Annotated in this window: 21 protein-coding genes; 4 read left to right on the top strand and 17 right to left on the bottom strand. The window is 64.4% G+C overall.

Annotated elements, in window-relative coordinates; translation table 11 throughout:
- Nucleotides 1–9 precede the first annotated feature (9 nt).
- Nucleotides 10–1,044 carry a cation diffusion facilitator family transporter gene (locus Q5Y72_RS00715; RefSeq protein ID WP_080620517.1) on the bottom strand — a complete coding sequence of 345 codons (1,035 nt, stop codon included), beginning with the start codon at nt 1,042–1,044 and terminating at the stop codon, nt 10–12.
- 279 nt (nt 1,045–1,323) lie between these two features.
- Nucleotides 1,324–1,533 (bottom strand): heavy-metal-associated domain-containing protein, encoded by a 210-nt coding sequence (locus Q5Y72_RS00710; protein WP_080620516.1) that lies wholly within the window; start codon nt 1,531–1,533, stop codon nt 1,324–1,326.
- Between the two features lie 384 nt (nt 1,534–1,917).
- Between Q5Y72_RS00710 and Q5Y72_RS00705 the strand changes: the two genes are divergently transcribed.
- Nucleotides 1,918–2,901 carry a LysR family transcriptional regulator gene (locus Q5Y72_RS00705; protein ID WP_080620515.1) on the top strand — a complete coding sequence of 328 codons (984 nt, stop codon included), beginning with the start codon at nt 1,918–1,920 and terminating at the stop codon, nt 2,899–2,901.
- On the opposite strand, the gene Q5Y72_RS00700 is transcribed toward Q5Y72_RS00705, so the two are convergent.
- From Q5Y72_RS00700 to gcvA, 12 genes are all read right to left on the bottom strand, one after another.
- The gene (locus Q5Y72_RS00700) at nt 2,834–3,073 is read right to left on the bottom strand and encodes a DUF2274 domain-containing protein (protein ID WP_080620514.1); all 240 of its coding nucleotides are present in this window, start codon (nt 3,071–3,073) and stop codon (nt 2,834–2,836) included. The genes Q5Y72_RS00705 and Q5Y72_RS00700 overlap by 68 nt on opposite strands.
- A 2-nt stretch (nt 3,074–3,075) precedes the next feature.
- A complete protein-coding gene (locus Q5Y72_RS00695) occupies nt 3,076–4,206 on the bottom strand; it encodes a TraB/TrbI/VirB10 family type IV secretion system protein (RefSeq protein ID WP_080620513.1) in 1,131 nt (376 codons plus the stop codon).
- Nucleotides 4,203–5,231 carry a P-type conjugative transfer protein TrbG gene (trbG, locus tag Q5Y72_RS00690; RefSeq protein ID WP_080620512.1) on the bottom strand — a complete coding sequence of 343 codons (1,029 nt, stop codon included), beginning with the start codon at nt 5,229–5,231 and terminating at the stop codon, nt 4,203–4,205. Before trbG ends, Q5Y72_RS00695 begins: the two co-directional genes overlap by 4 nt.
- Complete coding sequence (gene trbF, locus Q5Y72_RS00685) at nt 5,228–5,917, bottom strand: conjugal transfer protein TrbF (protein ID WP_080620511.1); 690 nt, start codon at nt 5,915–5,917, stop codon at nt 5,228–5,230. Before trbF ends, trbG begins: the two co-directional genes overlap by 4 nt.
- Nucleotides 5,914–7,272 (bottom strand): P-type conjugative transfer protein TrbL, encoded by a 1,359-nt coding sequence (trbL, locus tag Q5Y72_RS00680; protein WP_080620510.1) that lies wholly within the window; start codon nt 7,270–7,272, stop codon nt 5,914–5,916. The genes trbF and trbL overlap by 4 nt, the downstream gene beginning before the upstream one ends.
- Nucleotides 7,273–7,274: 2 nt before the next feature.
- Nucleotides 7,275–7,562, bottom strand: a complete 288-nt coding sequence (gene trbK-alt, locus Q5Y72_RS00675; RefSeq protein WP_080620509.1) for a putative entry exclusion protein TrbK-alt — start codon at nt 7,560–7,562, stop codon at nt 7,275–7,277.
- A gap of 17 nt (nt 7,563–7,579) precedes the next feature.
- The gene (trbJ, locus tag Q5Y72_RS00670; protein WP_080620508.1) at nt 7,580–8,359 is read right to left on the bottom strand and encodes a P-type conjugative transfer protein TrbJ; all 780 of its coding nucleotides are present in this window, start codon (nt 8,357–8,359) and stop codon (nt 7,580–7,582) included.
- A complete protein-coding gene (gene trbE / locus Q5Y72_RS00665) occupies nt 8,356–10,866 on the bottom strand; it encodes a conjugal transfer protein TrbE (protein WP_080620507.1) in 2,511 nt (836 codons plus the stop codon). Before trbE ends, trbJ begins: the two co-directional genes overlap by 4 nt.
- 10 nt (nt 10,867–10,876) lie before the next feature.
- A complete protein-coding gene (locus tag Q5Y72_RS00660; protein ID WP_080620506.1) occupies nt 10,877–11,158 on the bottom strand; it encodes a VirB3 family type IV secretion system protein in 282 nt (93 codons plus the stop codon).
- Nucleotides 11,158–11,487: a TrbC/VirB2 family type IV secretion system protein gene (locus tag Q5Y72_RS00655; protein WP_028710779.1), complete on the bottom strand. Its 330-nt coding sequence runs from the start codon at nt 11,485–11,487 to the stop codon at nt 11,158–11,160. The genes Q5Y72_RS00660 and Q5Y72_RS00655 overlap by 1 nt, the downstream gene beginning before the upstream one ends.
- Nucleotides 11,484–12,434, bottom strand: coding sequence for a P-type conjugative transfer ATPase TrbB (gene trbB / locus Q5Y72_RS00650; protein WP_425274181.1), 951 nt, complete (start codon nt 12,432–12,434; stop codon nt 11,484–11,486). The genes Q5Y72_RS00655 and trbB overlap by 4 nt, the downstream gene beginning before the upstream one ends.
- Nucleotides 12,435–12,673: 239 nt before the next feature.
- Nucleotides 12,674–13,561, bottom strand: a complete 888-nt coding sequence (gcvA, locus tag Q5Y72_RS00645) for a transcriptional regulator GcvA (RefSeq protein WP_080620504.1) — start codon at nt 13,559–13,561, stop codon at nt 12,674–12,676.
- A 127-nt stretch (nt 13,562–13,688) separates the two neighbouring features.
- On the opposite strand from gcvA, the gene Q5Y72_RS00640 reads away from it, so the two are divergent.
- From Q5Y72_RS00640 to Q5Y72_RS00630, 3 genes are read left to right on the top strand one after another with little or no spacing between them, the layout of a single operon-like run.
- The gene (locus Q5Y72_RS00640) at nt 13,689–14,393 is read left to right on the top strand and encodes an SDR family oxidoreductase (RefSeq protein ID WP_080620503.1); all 705 of its coding nucleotides are present in this window, start codon (nt 13,689–13,691) and stop codon (nt 14,391–14,393) included.
- Nucleotides 14,329–15,336, top strand: a complete 1,008-nt coding sequence (locus Q5Y72_RS00635; RefSeq protein WP_305961514.1) for a DMT family transporter — start codon at nt 14,329–14,331, stop codon at nt 15,334–15,336. The genes Q5Y72_RS00640 and Q5Y72_RS00635 overlap by 65 nt, the downstream gene beginning before the upstream one ends.
- Complete coding sequence (locus Q5Y72_RS00630) at nt 15,333–15,893, top strand: pyridoxamine 5'-phosphate oxidase family protein (RefSeq protein ID WP_080620501.1); 561 nt, start codon at nt 15,333–15,335, stop codon at nt 15,891–15,893. Before Q5Y72_RS00635 ends, Q5Y72_RS00630 begins: the two co-directional genes overlap by 4 nt.
- Nucleotides 15,894–15,994: 101 nt before the next feature.
- Here Q5Y72_RS00630 and Q5Y72_RS00625 read toward each other — a convergent pair whose 3' ends face one another.
- Genes Q5Y72_RS00625 through Q5Y72_RS00615 form a run of 3 tightly spaced genes read right to left on the bottom strand, consistent with a single transcriptional unit; the run spans nt 15,995 to nt 20,178 of the window.
- Nucleotides 15,995–16,420, bottom strand: coding sequence for a CopG family transcriptional regulator (locus Q5Y72_RS00625; RefSeq protein ID WP_425274172.1), 426 nt, complete (start codon nt 16,418–16,420; stop codon nt 15,995–15,997).
- Nucleotides 16,421–16,427: 7 nt separating this feature from the next.
- Entirely contained in the window at nt 16,428–18,413 is a 1,986-nt protein-coding gene (locus Q5Y72_RS00620) for a conjugal transfer protein TraG (protein WP_089389005.1), read from the bottom strand.
- Nucleotides 18,414–18,438: 25 nt separating this feature from the next.
- Nucleotides 18,439–20,178 (bottom strand): relaxase/mobilization nuclease domain-containing protein, encoded by a 1,740-nt coding sequence (locus Q5Y72_RS00615; RefSeq protein WP_080620499.1) that lies wholly within the window; start codon nt 20,176–20,178, stop codon nt 18,439–18,441.
- Nucleotides 20,179–20,318 lie beyond the last annotated feature (140 nt).

The following is a 20,318-nucleotide window of genomic DNA, read 5'->3' as shown; positions in this document are numbered from 1 at the left end:
CGCGACCGATCAGTGCGAATGACCCGCATGGGATAGCGCCGCGGTGTTCGGCTCCTCCAAGGTGCAACTGGCTACTCCGTCCCAGTCGATGCCGATCGTCGGGTGTTCGATTTTGAACTTCGTTTTCAGTTCGGCCTCGACCTGTTTCATGACGCTGCGAACATCGACGCCTTCCATCGGCTGCACCTGAAGCGTCGCCAGCACACGACCGGAGGTCAGCGACCAGACATGGATATGGTTGACGCTCTGGATACCAGGAACAGTCTTGAGAAGATGCTCGGAGATCTTGTCGGCGCCGGCGTTGTCAGGTGCGCCTTCGAGCAGGATATGCAGAGTGTTCTTGAGCAGGCTCCATGCACTGCGCAGGATCAGCAGAGACACGAATACCGACAGGATGGGGTCGATAGGAGTCCAACCCGTATACCAGATGACGACAGCGGCGACGATCGCACCCACCGAGCCGAGCAGGTCGCCCATGACGTGCAGGACAGCGCCCTTGACGTTGACGTGTTCGGAATCTCCGCGCGTCAGATACCAAAGCACGAAGAGGTTCACGAGCATGCCGATGATGGCTACGACGAACATCGAACCAGCGAGGACCGGCTGGGGCTCCTGGAACCGTTCGATAGCCTCATAGACGATAAAGCCGACGATGCCGAACAACGTAAGAGCGTTGACCAGGCCGGCGATCACCTCGAAGCGGGCATAGCCGAAGGTGCGCTGGCCGTCCGCGGCCCGCCGACCGAGGCGGAAGGCGACATAGGCGAGGCCGAGCGCGATTGCGTCGGTCAGCATGTGGCCGGCATCGGCAAGCAGCGCGAGCGAGCCCGAGATCACGCCGCCGACGGCCTCCACGATCATGAAGGTGAAGATGATGAAAAAGGAAATGAGGATTTTGCGCTCGTTGTCCTTCGTGACTGTCGGGACATGCGAGTGGTCATGATCGTGATCGTGACCATGATCGTGGCCGCCGCCGTGGTTATGGTCGTGCTTGGAGTGGTCGTGACCGTCATGGTCGCTGTGGGAGTGTGATGAGTTTGCCATTGCTCGTTTCCGGTTGCATCAAGTCAACACTTGAATAGTTGTTCAAGTGTATGCTTGTCAACCAGCCGTGCGAATTTTTTTGCCATCTGCCCGAAGCCTCTAGGACCGACGGGTCGTGACGGCGCACAGGGCAATGCCGACGCCTTCGACGTTGAAGATCTGGCTGATCCTAGAAATCAAAATGGGCAGCCCGAGGACTGCCCATTTTGACACTGCAATGAACCGGGGGACACCTACGGGAGCAGCTTGACGCTCATGATCAGTGGGCAGGAGGTAGCATCAGGCGGCTGCCGGGGCGCCTTCGGCCGGATAGCCCGCCTCGGTGAGAACGGCACGCAGGTCCGCCTCGGTCGCGGATGATTCAACACGGACCTCACGCTTGGGCGGATCAGTCTCGATCTTCGCGGCGGCATCGACGATTTGCAGCGCCTTGGTTACCGACTTGGCGCAACCGCCGCATGTCATGTTGGGAACGGTGAAGAGATACATGGAGGGCTCCTTGATTTGAGTCCTCTGGAAAATGGGGCTTTCCACCGTTGGAAGGTCAAGGGGCAAAATTCAGAAAACTTTCTGCTTGACCTTGCCACCGTTGTAAGCCGCAAGCATCCGTCATGCCACGACCGCAATCCTCAAGCGCCACGGGCTCGTTTTGAGACTTCGGCATCTTGACCTGGCGGTGGCATCGCCTCTCTCGATTATCTTCCTCTTTCATACAAATATTGAACAGTTGTTTATGTGTTCAAATGTTGTATGATCTGGCTATGACCCGCTACGCGCGATACGTCTCGTCATCGCGTGAATGCTCGACAATCGGAGAGGGACAGTTGGCTTGCCTATGGTCCGAGAGCATATGATCCGGACGGCGGCCCTCGGATGAAGGAGACCGCCAAGTTCCCTGACTCCATCGAGCTTCGTCACCTTCGCTACTTCATAGCCGCTGCCGAACATGGCAGCTTCCGAAAGGCAGGGAGTTCGTTAGGACTATCGCAATCGGCAATCAGCCGTTGCATCGCCGATCTCGAAGACAGGATGGGCGCGTCCCTTTTTCACCGGCACGCATGGGGCGTGTCGCAGACCTTTGCGGGGCAGCGTTTCCTTCATCGCGCGCGTCGGGCTATCAAGACGATAGACGAAGGCGCTCACGAAGTTGCCGCCGCAGGACGATCCGAGCAGGGACGAGTGCGGATCGGCATCTATTCGTCCATCGCTTCGGGCTTTTTGACAAAGCTGCTGGCAAGCTATGGTCGGTCTCATAAAGACGTCAGGATCGAACTGATCGACGGCGATCCTGCCGAACACGTCGCGGCCATCCGCCAGTTCCGCCTCGACGTCGCCTTCCTGACCGGCGACCGGGAATGGCCTGGATGCGACCGGGCGCCTCTGTGGTCCGAGCGGGTTTTCGTTGTGCTGCCCGATCTCCACCCCCTGGCGGCTTTGGACGAGGTGATGTGGGGAGATCTCGCCGATGAGCCCTTCATCGTCAGCGAAGCCGCGCCGGGCCAGGAGATCCATGACCATCTGGTGCGGGAGTTGGCGGACCTCGGCCGGCATCCCGAGATCCAGGTTCAATCGGTCGGTCGGGATAACCTGCTGCCGCTGGTGGCGATCGGCCAGGGTCTGACGCTAGTGAGCGAGGCCATGACGGTGGCCGCGCTTCCAGGCATCACATACCGACCCATCGCCGCCGAGGTGCTTCCATTTTCGGCGGTCTGGTCCCCGGCGAACGACAATCCCGCGTTCCGCAGGTTGCTCTCCATGGCAAAGGCGGCGTCTGCCAAGGCTATGAGGCTCAAGCAAGCGGCTTCGCAGATTGGGGCGAGCGACGTGCTTTTGCGAAGCCGCGATCTGTCGCAATAAATCGCTCCAGCATCGGCACAATGAGCCTGACGGGATCGGCGACGGGCTGGCCGCTCTCGCGGGCCAGCACCTCGGCATAGGCGACCAGATCGCGGTGAAGCGGCGCGGGCAGCTCCACCGTCACCTTGACGGGCTTGTCGTCGGGCAGCGGGCCGAGTCTCAGCTTGGTCATGATCAACCTCCTGCCGGCTCGAATACAAGGTCGCGGGTCACGATGATCCTGACCGGGAAGCCCGGCCGGATGGTCAGCGTGGGGGCAACCTGCAACTGACGTTGCACGATCTGTTGGCCCGCCTGATTGACGGTATCCTGTGCGCCGTCGCGGATGGCCCGGATAAGCCGGTCCTCGTCGCTGGTCGCCAGCTCCGCGCCGACCGCGAGCAGCGTGGAGAGGCCAGCCGCTTTCATCAGATCCCACCAGTGGTAGTCGATCCCGTCCTCAAGGCCGGCATAGCCGCTGGCGTCCGCGCCCGGCAGGCGCTCAAGCACGATGGAGCGTCCGCCCGGCAGGATCAGGCGATTCCACACCAAGAGCACCCTGCGCTGGCCGAAGGTCACGCCATCATCATATTGGCCGATGATGCGCGTTCCCTGCGGGATCAGGAGCAGCGAGCCGGTGGGGCTGTCATAGACGTTCTCCGTCACCTGTGCGGTGATCTGGCCCGGAAGGTCGGAACGGATGCCGGTGATGAGCGCGGCCGGGATCACGGCTCCGGCTTGAAGGATGTAGGGCGAGGCCGGCGGTGCGACGCGATCCGGAGCGACGGTCTGCCGGTCCACCGGCCCGTTGAGGAAAGCGGTATGGCGATTCTGGCCCGCCGTTCCGTCCGGTTGTCCTGTGAGCCCAGCCAGTCCGGGCATGGCTGTTCCGGCCGGACCTCCCGTGCGTGGGCCTGACTGGAAAAATACGTTGCTCAACCGTGCGGCTTCTTCTTCCGCGAGGCGGCGTTGCTCCTCGGGATCGACGGCAGGGGTTGTGATGGCAGGCGGAACGATCGGCTGTCCCCGATTTTGTGCATCGAGGATTGGCCGGCCAAGGTCGCCCGGCAATGCCGGCCCCAGGATCGGGCCAGTATAATCGCGCGGGAGACCGGCGAGGCCATCCGCAGTGGGACGGTTCTCGGTTGAGTAGAGTTCGCCTCCTCCCGGCCCCGCCTCGCGGGTCTGGAGCGCATAGATCAGCGCTCCCCCGACGCCGAGAAGCGCGGCGGCGCCGACGCCTGCCAGCACCTTGCGGGACAAGCGGGTGACGCGGGGCGGCTCGGCGCGCAACCGCATGGGCGCGGCGGTGTTGGTATCGCTCATGAAGGCGATCCTCCCGTGGTCGCGTCGGCCGACTGGGTAGCGGCCTGTCTCTGCTCGATACGGACGATTCTGACCACCTGCTGGCGGTCACCGCTGCCAAGGCGCAGTTCCGCCGCGCCGAACAGCCTGTCGACGATCAGGACATTTTGGTGGATGCGCGAATTGACGATCTGCGGTTCGCCGTCGGAACCGAGAACGAACAGGGGCGGCATCTCGCCCTGCACGATGCCGCGTGGGAAGACGACATAGACGCGCCTGCCGTCATCGAAGACGGAGACTGGACGCCATGGCGGGCTGTCGCCTTGCAGCTGCAAGGCGTAGCGATAGTTCCGCGCGGCCTCGGCCGGGATGACGGGGACCGACGGCGCGGTCGCTCGGCTGCCCGGCGGCGGTGCCGGATACGCCCATGCCACGGCAGGCATATAGAGCGCTTCGCGGGCGCGAAGTTCGATCATGTAGATGCGCCGGTCGGTGGTGATGACGAGGTTGGTCGAGATGTCCGGCCGGGTTGGCTTCACCAGCACATGCACTCGGCGCGTCGGACCGCTTCCGCTCTCTGTGTCGCCGATCACCCACCTGGCCGTGTCGCCGGCGGCGATCGGTCCCGCGCCGGTCAGGTTCTCGCCCGGCTCCAGCGCGATGGTGGTGATCTGTCCGACGGCGGCATAGACTTGGTAGAGCGCACCTTCCGACCAGGGATAGATCTGTATGGCATTGTAATAGCCTTCGCGACGCGGCTCGACACGGGCGGCGGCATTGGCGTTCTCAACGCGGCCGGTGGCCGTGCCGGCAGCCTCGCCGCCCCGCGCCACATTCCAGGTGGGCGGCACATGCAGCGGCCTTGGGCGTGCATCGGTGATGGGAGCCTGCGCGGACGGAAGAGGCGGGACATCGGCGTCGTAGCTGAATTGCGGTGTCCGGTTGGTGGCGCAGCCAGCGAGCATGGTCGCGGCAAGCAACAAAGCCGGAAAACCGAGTTTACGGAAAACCGGAAAAGCGGGTTCACTCAAAGACGTGCGGATCATTGACTCATCTCCCGCGACCAGTTGATTGCGTTGACATAGATTCCCAAGGGATTGGCGCGCAGGCGCTCGGCGTCACGCGGCGGCTGGATGACGATGGTGAGGATCGCGGTCCATCGCTCGGTGGTGGAGAGCTGGCCGTTTTCGTAGTGGCGTTCGGTCCAGGCTACGCGGAAACTGTCCGGGGACGCCCGGATGATGCTCGACACCTCGACGGCGACCTGCTGGCGGCCGACGCGCGTGAACGGGTCGTTGGCGCGGGCGTAGTCGTTGAGCGCCACGGCGCCGCGATCCGTGGTCCAGTCATAGGCCCTGAGCCAGTTCTGACGGACAATGATCGGGTCAGCCGGAAGCGAGCGGACCTGTTCGATGAAGCGGCCGAGATGGAATGCGATCTGCGGATCGGTCGGCCGATAATCGGCGGTAGCGGGGGCAACGGTCTGCGCCTGGCCGAGATTGTCGACTTGAACGACCCAGGGCACGACGGTTCCGCGCGCAGATTGCCAGACAAGAGCGCCGGCGAACCCGACCGAGAGGATCAGCGAACCGAACGCCATGTAGCGCCAGTTCCTCGCCTGCACGCGGGCCGAGCCGATGCGGTCGTCCCAGACTTGCGCGGCGCGCTGATAGGGCGTTTCGGGTTCCGGCACCTTGCCGTAATGGGTCGTCGGTCGTTTGAAGGTGTTCATGTGCGGTCACTTTCGGAAAGGCTGACTGAGGAGCCGCCACCGTGGCTGTCGCCGGACCGGACGGCATGGGCGGCAGCGGTGACGCCGTGGCTCATCGCCCGGCTGCGGCGCATCTGCTGCGCCCAGGCCGGTGGACCATCAGCGGCTGAAGGAGGTGATTGCTCGGGCGACGGGGCGCCCCCGACCGTGCCCATGGACGAACTGCCGCCGGACGCCGCAAATCCGGCCCTTGCGCCATCGGAATAGCTGGACTTCATGCTGTCGGCGGCATGGGAGGCTGCGCGCTTCAAAGGCGAGATGGCAGCCGAGCCTGCGGCGCGCGCCACACCGCCAAGGCCGGAAGCGACCCCCGCCGCGCCTGACCCACCCATGGAGCCGAGGGAATAGGCAGACGATGCTGCGCCGGCGGCTGAGGCCCCGCCGCGTGCAAGTGCAGCACCGCCCGAGAGTGTGGCACCGCCCCCCCGCGCGGCGAGCATGGTCGCACCACCGGCAGCGATCGCGGCACCGCCGACAGCGAGGCCAGTCCCGACGGCAGCGCCAGCACTGAGTTGCGGGCCGCCGGAGACGAGGCCGGTGGCGATGCCGGGGCCGAAGATGCCGAGGCCGAGAAGGGAAAGGGCTGCCAGCACGATCGCCATGGCGTCGTCGATGGTCGGGGTCGCGCCGCCGAAGCCGGCGGTGAACTGGCCGAAGAGTGTCGAGCCGATGCCGATGATGACGGCGAGGACCAACACCTTGATGCCGGAAGAGATGACGTTCCCCAGAACCCGTTCCGCCATGAAGGCGGTCTTGCCGAACAGGCCGAAGGGGATCAGCACGAAGCCCGCAAGCGTGGTCAGCTTGAACTCGATCAGGGTGACGAAGAGCTGGATTGCCAAAATAAAGAAGGCGAGGATAACCAGTGCCCAGGCGAAGAACAGGCAGAGGATCTGCACCAGGTTTTCAAAGACGGCGATCCAGCCCATGAGACTGGAGATGGATTCGAGCAGCGGCCGCCCGGCGTCGAGACCGATCTGGGCAACGCGGCCGGGGCGCAGGAGATCTGCGGCCGAAAAGCCTGTGCCGGAAGCCATGAGGCCCAGCCCGGCGAAGCTCTCGAAGACGATGCGTGCGAGGCTGTTCCAATTGCCAATGATATAGGCGAAGACACCGACAAAGATCGTCTTCTTCACCAGGCGCGCGAGAATGTCGTCGTCGGCGCCCCAGGCCCAAAACAGGGCGGCGAGCGTGACGTCTATGACGATCAGCGTCGTCGCGATGAAGGCAACTTCACCGCCGAGCAGGCCAAAGCCCGAGTCGATGTAGCTGGTGAAGATACCGAGAAAATTGTCGATGACCCCCGTTCCGCCCATGATTATCGCTCCCCATCCGGGCCAGGCGTCGACTGCGCGGGCGACCGTCCGAGGAAGCGGTCGCGGGTTTCGGCCCAGATCGCCAAGCATTCGGCGTCATTGGCCGCCGCCTCGCCCATTTCCTGACAGAGACGCTGCCCCTCGCGCAGGAGATCGACCTGTCGCGTCTGCAAAGGAACGGAAGGGGCCGGACCGGCTACATCCTCGCGGTTCATCTCGATGATCGCCGCCGTGATGGCGACGGCTACGAATACGATGGCTGCGATCCGGGCCAGCACCTTCCCCTCCATGATGGGCCTCCCCGGCGTCAGTTGAACATCTGGGCGTTGCCGGGCTGGTAGCCCGAGCCCGGTGTCAGGAAGCGTTCGCGCTGGATGCGGCCCTGTTCGGCGGCGGTCGCGCGTTCGGCTTCCATCAGGGCGTCGGCCCGGCCGTTGGCCGAGATGACCGCGATCAGGTCGGAAAGCTGCTGCGACTGGAGGGCGAGAAGCTGATTGCCGGCTTGGGTGGCCTGAAGCGCGCCGGTCGCCCCTTGGCTTTCGCCGACGAGCGCGGACATCTCCGCGCGGTTGCTGTCGATATTGCCGACGACACCCGCCTGCACCCGCATCGCGTCCTGAAGACCCCCGACGGTATTTTCCCAGCGGGTTCGGGCATCCGCAATGAGCTGCTGGTCGGTGGCCGTGAGGGAAAGGTTGCCATAATCCTGCTGGAACATCTGGTCGATGTTCTGCACATCGAAGGCGATGTTCTGGGCCTGCCCGAGAAGCTGCTGGGTGCGTTGGACGTTCTGCTGAAGCGCCTGAAGCGAACTGTAGGGCAGGCTCGCGAGGTTGCGGGCCTGGTTGATCAGCATCTGCGCCTCGTTCTGGAGCGAGGTGATCTGGTTGTTGATCTGTTCCAGAGTGCGGGCGGCGGTCAGCAGGTTCTCCGCGTGGTTGGTCGGGTCATAGACGATCCGCCCAATGCCGAAGAAGGCGTGGGCCGGTGTCGTGAACATCGGGGTCAGCGCCAGCGGTGCGGTGAGCGCAAGGGCGAGCGCCGAAGCGCTGGCGATGCGGGTGAGCCGGGGAATTGTGCGCGTCATGGGGTAATCTCCTCTTCTTCCAGGATGAGTTCGATTTCGCCGAGGTCAGCGACCGTCGGCGGCAGGGTCTCGCTTTCGGTCGCGAGATTGGTGAGGTCCGGGATGAGATCGGCGGCCCAATCGACGTCGCGTGCCCGGAGCCAGGCCGAGAGGAACCCGTCGCCACCGTGTTCAGCGAGGATTTCGGTGATCAGGGCCTGATCGGATTTGGCCGAGGCGGCGCAGAGCGCCAGACCGACCTCCGACAATCCAAGATCGAACAGGCGGTTGCCACGCCGCGACTGGCAGTAGTAGTCCCGCTTCGGAGTCGCCCTGGCCAGGATTTCGATCTGGCGATCATTGAGGCCAAAGCGGCGATAGATCGCGGTGATCTGGGGTTCGATGGCGCGCTCGTTCGGCAAGAGGAGTCGCGTCGGGCAGCTTTCAATGATGGCCGGAGCAATGGCGGAATTGTCGATGTCGGACAGCGACTGCGTGGCGAAGATGACGCTGGCGTTCTTCTTGCGCAGGGTCTTGAGCCATTCTCTGAGTTGGTCCGCGAACCCTTCGTCGTCCAGCGCAAGCCAGCCCTCGTCGATGATCAGCAGCGTAGGTTGCCCACCCAACCGATCGCCGATGCGGTGGAAGAGATAGGAGAGGACGGCGGGCGCTGCGCCGGTGCCGACGAGGCCCTCGATTTCAAATGCCTGGACATCGGCCGAACCGAGATGTTCGCTCTCGGCGTCGAGCAGCCGACCATACGGGCCGCCGACGCAATAAGGCCGTAGCGCCTGTTTCAGGTCGTTGGACTGGAGCAGCACGGCAAGGCCGGTGATGGTGCGTTCGCCGACCGGGGCGGAAGCAAGCGAAGTCAGCGCCGTCCAAATATGTTCCTTGACGTCCGGGGTGATCTGGATGTTCTCGCGCATCAGGATCGCGACGATCCAGTCCGCAGCCCAGGCGCGCTCGGAGGTCTGGTGAATACGAGCCAGCGGTTGCAGCGAGACGGAAGCATCGGCCGCATCGGTCAGCTCGCCGCCAAGATCGTGCCAGTCCCCTTGCATGGCGAGGGCGCAGGCGCGGATGGACCCCCCGAAATCGAAGGCAAAGACCTGAGCGCGCGGATAGCGGCGAAACTGCAAGGCCATCAGCGCCAGCAGCACGGATTTGCCCGCGCCGGTCGGTCCGACGACGAGGGTATGGCCCACGTCGCCCACATGCAGGGAAAGCCGGAACGGCGTCGATCCCTCGGTCCTGCCGTAAAGCAGTGGGGGTGCGCCGAGATGATCGTCGCGTTCCGGCCCCGCCCACACGGCGGACGAAGGGACCATGTGGGCAAGGTTGAGCGTCGAGACCGGCGGCTGCCGGACATTGGCATAGGCATGTCCGGGCAGGCTGCCGAGCCAGGCGTCGACGGCATTGACCGTCTCGACCATGACGCTGAAATCGCGGGACTGGATGATCTTTTCGACCAGCCGCAGCTTTTCGTCGGCGCGGCGGGCGTCCTCGTCCCAGACGGTGACGGTCGCCGTGACATAGGCCATCCCGGCCATGTCGGCGCCGAGTTCCTGCAAGGCCATGTCCGCGTCGGCGGCCTTGTTCGCCGCATCGGTATCCACGAGCGCAGATTGCTCGTTGGTCATCACCTCCTTGATGATCGCCGCGATGCTCTTGCGCTTGGCGAACCATTGCCGCCTGATCTTCGTCAGCAGCCGGGTCGCGTCGGTCTTGTCCATAAGGATGGCGCGGGTGGACCATCGGTAGGGAAAGGCCAGCCGGTTCATCTCGTCGAGCAGGCCGGGTGTGGTGGTGCCCGGAAAGCCGGTGATCGTCAGAAGCCGGAGATGTTGATTGCCCAGTCGGGGTTCCAGGCCGCCGGTCAGCGGCTGATCGGCCAGCAGCGCATCGAGATAGACCGGAGTTTCGGGCACGCGGACGCGATGCCGGTTGGTCGAAATCGTCGAGTGGAGGTAGGTCAGCGTGCCGGCGTCATCGAGCCATCGGCACTCGGGCATGAAGCCGTCGAGCAGCGCCAGCACGCGGTCGGTGCGGTCGATGAAGCCGCGCACCAGTTCCCAGGGGTTCACGCCCGAGGTCTCGCGCCCTTCATACAGCCAGGACTCGGAACGTGCGGCATCTTCGGCGGGCGGGAGCCACAGGAAGGTCAGGAAGTAGCCAGAGACGAAATGGCTGCCCTCCTCCTCGAAATCGGCCTTCCGCTCGGCATCGACCAGCGCCGAGGCCGGATCGGGGAAGCGGCTTGCGGGATAGCTTGCGGCTTCCGACCGCTGTGCTTCGACAAAGATGGCCCAGCCGGAGCCGAGACGGCGGAAGGCGTTGTTCAGCCGCCCGGCCACCGCGACCAGCTCGGCCGCGACGGCGGAATCCAGATCGGGACCACGGAACTTCGCCGTGCGCTGGAACGAGCCGTCCTTGTTCAGCACGACGCCGGAGCCGACCAGCGCCACCCAGGGAAGGTAGTCGGCAAGGCGTGAGGCGGTGCGACGGTATTCTGCGAGATTCATCATGGCTCGTGCCTCACACCGAAAGATGGCCGGGGATGCGAAGATGGCGGCGCGCGACCTCGACGAAGAGCGGATCGCGTTTGGCGGCCCAGACGGCGGCGATGTGACCGACGGCCCAGATCAGGATGCCTGCAAGCCATAGCTGAAGGCCGAGGCCGACGGCGCCAGCCAGCGTGCCGTTGAGGATCGCGACGGATCGGGGCGCCCCGCCGAGCAGGATCGGCTCGGTCAGGGCGCGGTGAACCGGCACCGCGAAGCCCGGCACGGTATCGAGGGCCTCGAAGCTCACGGCCATCAGACCAGCGCCCCCCCGCCGAAGCTGAAGAACGACAGGAAGAAGCTCGATGCCGCGAAGGCGATGGAGATGCCGAAGACGATCTGGATCAGCCGCCGGAAACCGCCGCCGGTATCGCCGAAGGCCAGTGTCAGGCCCGTGACGATGATGATGATCACCGCCACGATTTTCGCCACTGGACCTTCGACGGATTCGAGGATGGATTGCAGCGGCGCCTCCCAGGGCATGGAGGAGCCGGAGGCCCAGGCCGGGGACGTCATCAGGCTCACCCAGGCGAAGGCCGATGCGGTTGCGATATGGTGGCGGATACGGAAGGCACGACGGATCATGCAGGTTCTCCAGTGTTGTGAGTGGTGTCGGGTTCTGAAAAGGCTGAGGAAATTCGGTAGTCTCCGTCCGGCCCGAGCCCCTCGACGCGGGCAAGCTCGGCAAGGCGGCGGGCGGAACCGCGCCCGGAGAGGACGGCAACAAGGTCGATGGTTTCCGCGATCATCGCGCGCGGCACGGTGACGACCGCTTCCTGGATGAGTTGTTCGAGGCGGCGCAGCGCGCCGATGCCGGAACCGGCATGGATCGTTCCGATCCCTCCGGGGTGGCCGGTGCCCCAGGCTTTGAGCAGGTCCAGAGCTTCGGCCCCACGGACCTCACCGATCGGGATACGGTCGGGGCGCAGGCGCAAGGACGAGCGCACCAGATCGGACAGAGTGGCGACACCATCCTTGGTCCGCATGGCGACCAGATTGGGCGCCGCGCATTGCAACTCGCGGGTATCCTCGATGATTACGACCCGATCCTGCGTATTCGCCACCTCGGCGAGCAGCGCATTGGTCAGCGTGGTCTTGCCGGTGGACGTGCCGCCCGCGACCAGGATGTTCGCGCGCGACTGGACGGCGGCGCGGAGTGCTTCTGCCTGATCCTCGGACATGATGCCGGCCGCCACATAGTCATCGAGGGTGAACACCGCGACGGCGGGTTTGCGGATGGCGAAGGCAGGCGAGGACACCACCGGGGGCAGCAACCCCTCGAAGCGCTCTCCCGATTCCGGCAGCTCCGCCGAGACCCGTGGGCTGCGCGCATGCACTTCGACGCCGACATGGTGGGCCACCAGCCGCACGATGCGCTCGCCATCGGCGGCGGACAGGATCTCGCCGGTATCGGCCAGCCCTTCGGACAGCCGGTCGACCCAGATGCGCCCGTCGGGATTCAGCATGACCTCGACGACAGACGGGTCTTGCAGCAAGGTTGAGATGGCAGGCCCGAGCGCCGTCCGGAGCATACGCGCGCCGCGGTCCACCGTTGCCTGTTTGTGGTTGATGCCTGCCATCTCGTCCCCGTTCCACCGGGGAGGCGAGAGACGATCCCCGGATGGGGATGACTAAAAGAGACCCAAATCGGGTCGTTTCAACAAGTTTCGACCGTCGTAGTAGCGTAGCGCGCAAATACAGGAGAACGGCGGTGACCCCATCTAGGACCAAGCCTGAAAGCAGCGCCTTGGTCCTTGTCAGGTGATTCGGTTCATCGCGCGGCGGTCAGGAGCCAGCTCCGCACATCCGCTGTCGGTTCAGGGTGGCGCGGCTTGCGCGGCGAAACCAGGTAGAAGTCCGAACCGACGCGCAATTCCGTCGCGAAGGGGCGCGCGAGGCGGCCTGCATCAATATCGTCCTGCACGAAGAACAGGCTCGCTAACGCCAGACCCTGACCGGCGACAGCCGCGTCAACGGCGAGCGATGTCTGGTTGAAGCGAATGTTCTTGGCTGAGGCGGTCACGCCACCCGGATAGGCTCGTTCGAGGAACTGTGGCCAGAAATTATGTGCGTCGTGTAGGAGCGCATAGCGCGTGAGATTGTCGTCCTCGTCGGGCGGACCGAGCTTTTCGAGGAGAAGCGGGCTGGCAACTGCGACGATCACCTGCTCGAACAGGAGTTCGGTGTTGAGGCCCGCCCCGAAGGGTGGCCGCCCATAGCGCACGGCGATGTCGACCGCATCCGTCTGGAAGCTGGAAAGCCGATCCGTGGCAAGGATACGAAGGTCTATATCCGGGTGTGTGGCGGTAAAATCTGGCAGGCGCGGGATCAGCCAGCGTGATGCGAAGGTCGGCGTGACGCTGATGGTCAGGTGCCTGGGTTCCGGCTTCAGCATTTCGGTCGCCTCGGCGATCAACTCGAACGCCCGGCGGATATTGGCAACGTAGCTGCGGCCCGCCTCCGTCAAGGCCAGCGTGCGTGGCTGGCGCTCAAACAGCTTCAGCCCGAGTTCGGCTTCCAGCCCGCGAATCTGCTGCGCGACCGCCCCTTGCGTGACGCCCAGCTCCTCGGCCGCGAGCCGGAAGTTGAGATGCCGCGTCACGACCTCGAATACGCGCAGGCCGTTGAGCGAGGGGAGTCGAGGGAAACCTTCCGGCATAGGATAGATTTTCTACAGAGTGATGGGAGTGGAACTGGTTCGTATCCCGTTTCAAAGGATGATACCAATCCATAGTGCCTCCGTATAGGCGGCTTCCACGATCAATTCTCTTTCAGAGGCCACGGATATGACAGTAGAAAAAATCGCAATCATCACGGCTGGCGGTAGTGGAATGGGCGCGGCTGCTGCGCGCCGGCTGGCGGCAGATGGGTTCAAGGTCGCGGTTCTCTCGTCCTCTGGCAAGGGTGAGGCACTGGCACAGGAACTCGGGGGCTTCGGCGTCACGGGCTCGAACCAGTCGAATGACGACTTGAAGCGCCTCGTCGACGGCACCCTTGAGCGTTGGGGACGTATCGACGTGCTGGTCAACAGCGCCGGCCACGGCCCGCGCAAGCAGATCCTCGAAATCACCGACGAGGACTGGCACGCAGGGTTCGACACCTATTTCCTGAACGTCGTGCGGCCGGCTCGGCTCGTCGCTCCGACCATGCAGAAGCAGAAGGGCGGCGTCATTATCAACATCTCGACGGCCTGGGCCTTCGAGCCGAGTGCGATGTTCCCGACCTCGGCCGTTGCTCGTGCCGGGCTCGCATCTTTCACCAAGATCTTCGCCGATACCTATGCGGCCGACAACATCCGCATGAACAACGTGCTGCCCGGCTGGATCGACAGTCTCCCCGCGACCGAGGAGCGCCGCGACGGCGTGCCTTTGAAGCGTTACGGCACCTCCGAGGAAATCGCGGCGACGGTTGCCTTCCTCGCTTCCGATGGCGCGGCCTATATCACTGGCCAGAATATCCGGGTCGACGGCGGCGTCACCCGCGCCGTGTAAGCCCATGAAGAAAACCGCCTGGCTTGCCTTCTGCTTCCTCGGATTCATCTGGGGAAGCAATTTCATCTTCGTCAAATGGGCAGCGGAATACATCACGCCGGCTCAGATCACGCTGCTGCGCGTGGTCTTCGGCTTCCTCCCTGTTTTTCTGTTCGCGCTGTCTCGGGGCGAACTGCGATGGAGCCATGCCCGTCATGTGCATCATTTCGCGGTCATGGCGCTGGTGGCGACCGCGCTTTACTATTTCGCCTTCGCCAAGGGCACGGCCTTGCTGCCGTCGAGCATCGCCGGAATGCTGAGCGGGGCGATCCCGCTCTTCACCTTCGTCTGCGCTTTCCTTTTCCTGCGCGAGGAACGCATCACGGCGACAAAGGCGGTCGGCGTCGCCCTCGGCTTTCTCGGCGTGTTGCTGATCGCGCAGCCGTGGTCGGTCGGTGGCGACATCGAGATGGCAGGGGTCGCCTGGATGATCGCGGGCACCTTCAGCGTCGGTTGCTCCTTCGTCTATGCCAGAAAATTCGTCAGCCCGCTGAAGCTGCCAGCCGCCGCCTTGACGACCTACCAGATCGGCATCGCAATGCTTCTGCTGTTCATGGTGATCCCGGTCGAGGGGATTGGCGCGGTCTTCGCCGACGACCGGGCCTGGATCGGCCTTGTCATCGGTCTTGGCCTCTGCGGAACCGGCCTTGCCTATGTCGCCTATTATCACATCGTCGAAAACCTCGGTGCGCTGGCGGCTTCGAGCGTTACCTACATTCCTCCGGTCGTGGCCCTGGTGATCGGCGTCGTGTTCGTCGGCGAGGCGATCCAGCTGATCGGCTACCTGGCGATGTGCCTCATCCTCGCGGGGGTCGCTCTGCTTCAGTTCGGGTCGCGGAAGGTGGCACCGGAGGTCGAGCCAGATGCCGGTGTCGGCCTTGCTCCTGCCGGAAAAGCACCATGAAGCAGGCATTGCTCCATGATGTCTGGCTGGTGCTGGCCGATGCGGTCAAACAGCGAACGCCCTTTACGCTGATGCAACTCGCGACCGTCGGCGAGGACGGTGCGCCGAAGATCCGAACCATCGTGCTGCGCAGCTTCAACGAGGCATCTACGAGTCTGTCCTTCATCACCGACCTGCGTTCGCCCAAGGTTCGGGAGATCACGGCCAATCCGTGCGTATCGCTTGCCGGCTTCGACAATGAGAGGGTCGTTCAACTGCGCATCGACGGTCGGGCGGAGATCATCGAAGACGAGACGAGGCGGCGGGACTTCTGGAACGCGCTGCGCCCGCATACACATATCCTCTTTCGGTCGGCACTGCCGCCGGGGACAGTGCTGGCCTCGCCGAATGAAATGGAAACCGACGATAGCGATCCGGCGACCGCCTATGCGCGGTTCTGCCTGGTCGAGATCGTCATAAGCCATGTGGAACGATTGGATCTTTCCTCGGAGCCGCACAGGCGATGCAGCTTTAGGCAAGGGCTCCACGGCTGGGAAGGACGCTGGATCGTGCCCTAAGAACGGTTTTGCGATAGTTGTAGCGTTCGCCTCCGTCGCGCCATCGCCGCGAAAAAGCAGTTTACGGGATCGGCATTAATGCAAGCACTCCGCCTGACGATCTATTCGTCCGCTGCCGCTACATCCTCGGTAATCTCCTGCCGCAGCTTCGGTCCCTGTGCGAGGCGTCGGCCGAGCGCAGTGATGAACGCCTCGTATCGCTCGGCCGATTTGGCCTTTGCCGCCTTTGCCGCCGGCTCGGGCAAGGCTGGCGTCGTCATCAGCCAGAAACGAATGAATACCGCCAGGCTCTCGACGGCGATGCCGACATCACGCTCTACCCGCGTCATGCGGCGGTCGATCTGGTCGAGTCGCTTGGCGACGATCGCCTCGCGGCGCTCAGCATCATCCGGCGACACGAAGGATGCGATGGCAGCCTCGGCGATCATGGATTGCGACCGATCCCGGCGTGCGGCGAAGTCGGCCAGCGCCGCAGTGAGGTCTGGATCGAGATAGATCGTGACCTTTGATTTCTTCTTGCGTTGCATCATGGTCCTATAGGTCCATGCCGTCGTTCGGGTCCATGGCAACCTGCCGGGCAATCCCCTGGACCTGCCGGATCATCCGCCGGTTCTGGACAGCCTCCTCGTCGACATCATCGGGCGGGGCGAACTCAAACTCGTTCTCGATGGGCTTTTTCTTCTCCACCGGCTTCACCCGGCTGAGTTCTGGCTGCAAGCGGCGTTCGGATTCGGTCGTATCCTCGTCATCCGTCGTGGGGTTGTCCTCATCCACGGCGGCTTCCGGCCGCGCCGGGAGCGGAAGCGTGGTCCAGTCGTCGGGCCGGGCTCCCTCAGGGCGCTGCAATTCAGGTGGTGACAGAACACGCTCGCGAAACCGGGCGTCCTCGTAGTAGCGCGCCTTCGTCGCCCGGATCGGGGGGATGCCCGCCACCATGACGATCTCCTCATGCGGGGGAAGCTGCATGATCTCGCCCGGCGTCAGCAACTGGCGGGCGGTTTCCGAGCGCGAAACCATGAGGTGCCCGAGCCAGGGCGACAGCCGGTGCCCGGCGTAGTTCTTCATCGCCTTCATCTCGGTAGCAGTGCCGAGCGCGTCCGAGACTCGCTTGGCGGTGCGTTCGTCATTCGTCGCAAAGCTCACCCGCACATGGCAGTTGTCGAGGATAGAGTTGTTCGGGCCATAGGCTTTCTCGATCTGGTTCAGCGACTGCGCGATCAGGAAGCTCTTGAGACCATAGCCCGCCATGAAGGCCAGGGCCGTCTCGAAGAAGTCGAGCCTGCCCAACGCCGGAAACTCGTCGAGCATCAAGAGCAGCCGATGCCGCCCCGTGTTCGCCTGCAGATCCTCGGTCAGGCGGCGGCCGACCTGATTCAGCAGCAGTCGCATCAAGGGCTTGGTGCGGTTGATGTCGGAGGGCGGCACGACGAGGTAGAGCGTGGTCGGCTGATCGCCTCCCACAATGTCGCTGATGCGCCAGTCTGAGCGGCGCGTGACCTCGGCCACGACCGGATCTCGATAGAGGCCGAGAAACGACATCGCCGTCGACAACACGCCGGACCGCTCGTTCTCGGATTTGTTGCGCAGCTCCCGCGCGGCGCTGGCGATGACGGGGTGCGGTCCTGCGTCACCGAGATGCGCGGTTTCCATCATGGCGCGCAGGGTGGAATCCACCGGGCGCTTCGGATCGGAGAGGAATCGTGCCACGCCGGCGAGGGTCTTGTCGGGCTCCGCATAGAGGACATGAAGGATGGCGCCGACGAGGAGCGAATGGCTGGTTTTTTCCCAGTGATTCCTTTTGTCCAACGAGCCTTCGGGGTCGACGAGGATGTCGGCAATGTTCTGGACGTCGCGCACCTCCCACTCGCCGCGGCGCACCTCGAGCAGCGGATTGTAGGCCGAGGACTTTGGGTTGGTTGGGTCGAAGAGCAGCACGCGGCCATGGCGTGCCCGGAAACCCGAGGTAAGCTGCCAGTTCTCGCCCTTGATGTCGTGGACGATGGCCGAGCCGGGCCAGGTCAACAGCGTCGGCACCACCAGGCCGACGCCCTTGCCCGAACGTGTCGGGGCAAAGCACAGCACATGCTCCGGTCCATCATGGCGCAGATACTCGCGATCATACCGGCCAAGGACGACACCATCGGGATCGAGCAGGCCGGCCGCCTTCACCTCGGGTTTCTCCGCCCATCGCGCCGAGCCATAGGTGGCGACGTTCTTCGCCTCGCGCGCGCGCCAGACTGACATGCCGATGGCGACCGCGATGGCGATGAAGCCGCCCGAGGCCGCGATGATCCCGCCCTTGGCGAAGATCGGCGGCGCATAGGCTTCATAGAAATACCACCACCAGAAGAGTGCGGGCGGATAGTAGATCGGGGTGCCGAACAGCTCGAACCAGGGCGGCCCGAGTTGCGCCTGATAGGCAAGGCTCCAGGCGACATATTGGGTGGCGCCCCAGGTGGTGGCGAGGATGATGAGGAAGACGACGCTGATCTGTCCCCAGAGGATCTTGGTGGCGGACATGGGGTTGGTTCCTTTCCGATTGAGGTCAGAGGCCGAGGCCGCGCTTGCGCCCGAAGTCCCAATCGACACCGCCGTCGTCGCGGGCGATGCCGGAGACGTGACGGCCGATCTGCTTCTCAATGGAGGGCGACCAGGGCACGAGCTGGAAGCCGAGGCCATCGTCGATCATGGCGAAGCGGCCTGAGGCGAGCGCGAAGCGCTGGCGATAGGAGCCGGCGACATATTCGCCGCTGGCGGCGCGCTCGAAGGACATGCCGGTCTCGGCCGCGAGCTTCTCGCCGAGACTGTCGAGTTCGCGCCTGCGCAGCGTGTTCAATAGCCGGCGAGCGAAGACGACGCGCCCGCCTTGCCGCTCCGCGAGATCCTCGCCGATCAGATGCTCCGCCCGCTCGTCCAGTGCCTGACGGACCTCGGCGCCGAAGCCGCTATCCGAGAGAGGAACCGGCTCGCGGGCGATGGCCTGGCGGTCGAGCCAGGTCGCGCCCGAGGCCCCCACCTGCGCACCGAGATCAAGATCGGAGCGGACAGCGAGCGCGACGCGGCGCGCACCTTGCGCATCTTCATAGGCGCGCAACTCGACGATTGAGCCGGGCGGGCTGTCACCGGCGGCATCGAGATGAGGGAGCTTGATGTGGTGGGTGCGTCCGTCGACGCCATCGACGACGGCATAGGCCGTGCCCTTCAACTCGTCGTCAAGGCCGCGCTCGACCAGGCGGCCGATGACGGGAACGTCGAGGCTTTCGCCGGCGAGGACATAGCTGGCCGAGCCGCGTTCGATGCCGCGCGCGATCAGGGCACGGTGCATGCGCTTGATGATGTCGCCGCGCTCGCCGAGTTCGCGCAAGACCGTCTCGGCCTCGGGCTTGATGAACCATTGCGAATGGCCGATCTGCCCGGCGACGCCGAGGATTTCGAGGGTGCGCAGCCGCCCGACCTTCAGCGTATGGAACTCGTCCTGCGGTCGGCTGGCGAGCGGGGCAAGATCGACGATGCCGGATTTTCCCGCATCACGGACAAGCTGCCGGTCGAGCTGGGTCCAGCGTTCCGCCTCGATCTGGGCCTCTAGCGCACGGTGAATGTCGAGATCGGTGCGCGGCCCCAGCTCCTGGGTGATGAGATCGCGCGCCCGGTCCCGCATCCCCTCCTTGATGTAGTCGCGGGAGATCACGAGGTCCTGCCCATCGTCGCGAACACCGCGCACGATCAGATGGACATGCGGATGCGCGGTGTTCCAGTGATCGACCGCCACCCAGTCGAGGCGCGTCCCGAGATCCTTTTCCATCTGGCCGACAAGATCGCGCGTGAATGATCGGAGGTCGGAAATATCCGGCGCGTCGTCGGGCGAGACGATGAACCGGAAATGATGCCGGTCATCGCCGCACCGCTCCGCGAAGGCGCGACCATCGGCATCCTCCGTTCCCGGCCCGAACAGCCGTGCCTTCTCGCCATCTCGGGTCACGCCGTCACGGCGGAGATAATCGAGATGCGTTCCGAGCGGCGCGGACCATGCCATGTTGCGCACCACGCGCGCCTTGACGACGGCGCCGCGTGTGCGGGTGGTGATGAGACGATTGGCCTGGACGCTGGCGCGCTGGCCGCGCCCGAAGCGGGAGCGATTGCCGGAAGTCACGCGGCCGGATCGAGAGACGCCACCGCCGGCCTTCTTCGCGGCGGCGAGCGCCTGCGCGATGAAGGGCCGGGTCTGCTGAGCGCGGGTCGAGCGGATGCGCCCCGGCCTTATGCGGAACTCGTGTTCATCGGACATGACACAGCCCCGCACGGTGCAAGACAGTAAGGAAATTCAGGAGGATGGGCGCGAGGCGCACGGTGCGCGAATGCGCGGCACGGTGCGGAACGCGCCGAAAACATGAACAAAAACAACCGACCGACCGAGCCGCACCGTGC

Source organism: Paracoccus spongiarum (genome assembly GCF_030732095.1).
Taxonomy (GTDB): domain Bacteria; phylum Pseudomonadota; class Alphaproteobacteria; order Rhodobacterales; family Rhodobacteraceae; genus Paracoccus; species Paracoccus spongiarum.
This window is presented reverse-complemented; position numbering and strand designations above follow the sequence as displayed.